Here is a 3816-nt window from a genome sequence, read left to right as displayed (position 1 = left end):
CGCGAGCCGGCCCGCCGCGCCGCCGAGCCCGCTGCGGCGGTGGCTCTTCCTGCACCGGGTCCAGCCGGTCGGTCCGGAGAGCGAGGAGGGCCAGACCCGGGTGCATCCCTGGTGGCAGGTGATGTGCCTGACCGGGGTGGACTACTTCTCCACCCTGTCCTACCTGCCGGGCATCGCCGCGGTCGCCGCCGGGGCGCTCTCGCCGCTGGCCACCCTGTTGATCGTCGCGCTGACCCTGTTCGGGATGCTGCCGATGTACCGGCGGGTGGCCCGGGAGAGCCCGCACGGGCAGGGCTCGGTGGCGATGCTGGAACGGCTGTTGCCGTTCTGGCGGGGCAAGGTGTTCGTGCTGGTCCTGCTCGGTTTCGTGGCCACCTCGTGGATCATCACGATCACCCTCTCGTCGGCCGACGCCACCGTGCACCTGTTGGAGAACCCGCTGCTGCCCGAGGGGGTGGGCGGCACGGCCGTCGCCGTCGGGGTCACCGTCGCGCTGCTGCTCATCCTGGGTGGCGTCTTCCTGCTCGGCTTCCGGGAGGCGGTGGTGGTGGCCATCCCGCTGGTCGCCGTCTTCCTGGCGTTGAACGCGGTGATCGTCGCGGTGTCGGTGGCCGAGATCGCGGCCGATCCGGGCACCCTGTCGGGCTGGACCACTGCGGTGACCGCCGACGGCAGCCCCGGCGGGGTGGCGTTGACCGCCGTGATGGCCTTCCCGTTGCTGGTGCTCGGGCTCTCCGGCTTCGAGACCGGGGTCAGCATGATGCCGTTGGTGGCCGGCCGGGGGGCCGACCGCGAGGCCCGGCTGGCGGCACGGATCCGCAACACCCGGCGGCTGCTCACCACCGCCGCGCTGGTCATGTCGGTCTACCTGATCTCGACCACGTTCATCACCACCGTGCTCATCCCCGCCGAGGAGTTCGCGCCGGGCGGCGCCGCGAACGGCCGGGCGTTGGCGTACCTCGCCCACGAGCACGTCGGGGAGGCCTTCGGCACCGTCTACGACATCAGCAGCGTGCTGATCCTCTGGTTCGCGGGCGCCTCGGCGATGGCCGGCTTGATCAACATCGTGCCCCGCTACCTGCCCACCTACGGCATGGCGCCGGAGTGGGCCCGGGCGGTGCGCCCGGTCGTGATCGTCTACACCCTGGTCAGCATCGCGATCACCGTCGTGTTCCGGGCCGACGTCAACGCCCAGGCCGGCGCGTACGCGACCGGAATCCTCGCCATGATGGTCTCCGCCGCCGTGGCGGTGACCATCGCGGGGGTCCGCCGCCGGCACCGCGCCGCCGGCGCCGGCTTCGCCGTGCTCACCCTGGTCCTGCTGTACGCCCTGGTCGAGAACGTCATCGCCGAGCCGGACGGCATCGCCATCTCCGCCCTGTTCATCCTCGGCATCATCGCCGTTTCGCTGATCTCCCGGGTGACCCGGACCACCGAGCTGCGCGCCGAGCGGATCGAGTTCGACGAGACGGCCCGCCGGTTCATCACGGAATCCGTCGCGCACGACGGCCGGCTGCATTTCATCGCCCACAAGCGCGACAGCGGAGCGGTCAAGGAGTACCGGGTCAAGGAGCGGGCGCAGCGCGGGATCAACCCGGTGCCCGGGGCGGCCGACGTGCTCTTCCTCGAGATCGACGTGGTGGACCCCTCGGAGTTCAGCCGGGTGCTGCGGGTGCACGGGGTGGAGGTGGGCGGGTTCCGGGTGCTGCGGGCCGCCAGCCCGGCCGCCCCGAACGCCATCGCGGCGATCCTGCTAGCGCTGCGCGACGCCACCGGCGTGCGCCCGCACGCCCACTTCGAGTGGTCCGAGGGGAGCCCGATCGCGCACCTGCTGCGCTATCTCATCCTCGGGCGGGGCGACACCCCGCCGGTGGTGCGGGAGATCATCCGCAGGTCCGAGCCGGATCCGGCCCGGCGCCCGGGCATCCACGTCGGCGGGTAGGGCATGGTCCTCCCGGTCCGTGCGGGCCCGGCCGGTTCGGCCCGCCGACGCGCCTTATCGACCCCCTGTAGGCAAACACTACACTTATTCATGTTCGCCTGACTCGCCCGATTCCCGGTCGTATCGTGACCCTCGGTGGCTGCCGCGACGTCAGCCACGCCGCGCCCGATTCGGGGCGGCCGTGTCACGCACGAGAGGCAGGGAATCCTGATGTCCACGTATCAAGGGAGCCGGCGGGCGACACGAGCCAGGCGACGGTCCCGATGGTTCTTAGCCGGCGGCCTGATGGCGGGCAGCCTGGTGGTCGGGGCCGCCGGTGTCGCCGCGGCCGGCCCCTCCGTCGCCGGACCGGGCCTGCCGTCGATGGTGCTGCGCGGCGACGACGCCGGTGAGGAGCGCCGCGGTGAGGAGCGTCGCGGTGAGGAGGACCGCAGGTCACGCTCGGAGCGCCGCGGCGGACCTCAGTCCGGGCACGGCCGCAAGTTCTTCGTGCCCTGCGACTCCGACCGGCTCATCGCGGCGCTGAAACGGGCCGACGCCGAGGGCGGCGGCGACCTCCGGCTCGCGCCCAAGTGCCGGTACGTCCTCACCGAGGCCCTCGAGCAGGAGGACGGGTACGACGGCGGCATCCGCGACGCCCGGGAGTCCGCCGACAGTGCGGAGAACCCCGGCGACGTCGAGGCGCCCCCACGCACCCCGGAGGACGACAAGAGCGGCCTGCCGTTCATCTACCACCCGATCAGCATCCGGGGCGAGGGCGCCACCATCGTCCGGGACGAGCACGCCGAGGAGTTCCGGTTCTTCACCGTCCGCGACTCCGGCGAGCTGACCCTCTCCGACGTGGTGCTCAAGAACGGGAAATCCACCGCCGAGGGCGGCAGCATCTACGTGGCGCACGGCGCGTCCGCAGTGGTCAAGCGCACCACGATCGTCGGCAGCACCTCCCTGTCCAAGGAGGGCGGCGGCGGTGGGATCTTCAACGACGGCAACATGGTGGTCACCGACACCACGTTCGTCGACAACCACGCCACCGGCACCGCGGGCAAGGGCGGGGGCATGCTCAACGGCGGTGTGCTCGCCATGCACAAGTCGGAGTTCCGGGGCAACAGCGCGGTCGCGTACGGCGGCGGCTTCGGCAACTACCGGGGCGCGGCCGAGGTGCACACCAGCACCTTCGTGCACAACGAGGCCGAGCAGGGCGGCGGTGTGGCCAGCTTCTCGGCCCGCACCCGGGTGTCCGACAGCACGGTGCACGGCAACTCCGCCAAGACCGGTGGCGGCATCGCCAACTCCGACGCGCTGATCTTCCTGCGGGACATGCGGGTGACCGACAACACCGCCACGGGCAACGGCGGCGGGATCTCGACGTTCCAGGGCCTGGTGCCGCTCGACGACAGCGTCGTCACCGGCAACACCGCCGAGGGCAACGGCGGCGGGATCTACGCCGAGAAGTCGAACCTGGTGGTACGGCAGAGCCGGGTGAACGGCAACGAGGCCGTCGGCGACACGTCGCAGGGCGGTGGCATCTTCGTCACCCAGGGGCAGGTCCAGCTCTTCCAGAGCCGGGTGGCCGGGAACGCCTCCGAGGTGAAGCCGGGCGGTCTGTTCGTGGACAAGGCCCGGGTCACCATCGACGACGAGACCGACATCGTGCGCAACGAGCCCACCAACTGTGCGGGCAGCACCGTGCCGGTCACCAACTGCCGGAGCTGAACCACCGGCGGGTCGACCGGTCCCGGCCGGGCACCGGCACACCCGTCGGGCGGCGCATCCGGCCCGGCCCGGACGGTCATCGCGATCGGACGGGGCGGGCCGGGTGCGCCCCGCCCGTAGGGCGCTCCGGCGCCCGCCGCCCCGAACGGGCGCGACCAGCC

Annotated in this window: 2 protein-coding genes; both read left to right on the top strand. The window is 72.1% G+C overall.

The genetic code is table 11. The features are described from left to right. On the top strand, positions 1 to 1942 hold a 1942-nt coding region (locus NCC78_RS29020), incomplete at its 5' end, for an APC family permease (RefSeq protein ID WP_250798510.1). A gap of 210 nt (positions 1943 to 2152) precedes the next feature. Continuing rightward, positions 2153 to 3655, top strand: a complete 1503-nt coding sequence (locus NCC78_RS29015) for a right-handed parallel beta-helix repeat-containing protein (protein WP_250798509.1) — start codon at positions 2153 to 2155, stop codon at positions 3653 to 3655. The last annotated feature ends 161 nt before the right edge of the window (positions 3656 to 3816 follow it).

Source organism: Micromonospora phytophila, from assembly GCF_023656545.1.
In the GTDB taxonomy this organism is placed as follows: domain Bacteria; phylum Actinomycetota; class Actinomycetes; order Mycobacteriales; family Micromonosporaceae; genus Micromonospora; species Micromonospora phytophila.
Note: the sequence above shows the minus strand (reverse complement) of the source record. Positions and strands in the feature narration are given on the sequence as shown.

Bases quoted from the DNA above. Each gene is read 5' to 3' on its own strand.
- NCC78_RS29015 (WP_250798509.1), top strand. From the start codon at position 2,153: ATGTCCACGTATCAAGGGAGCCGGCGGGCGACACGAGCCAGGCGACGG.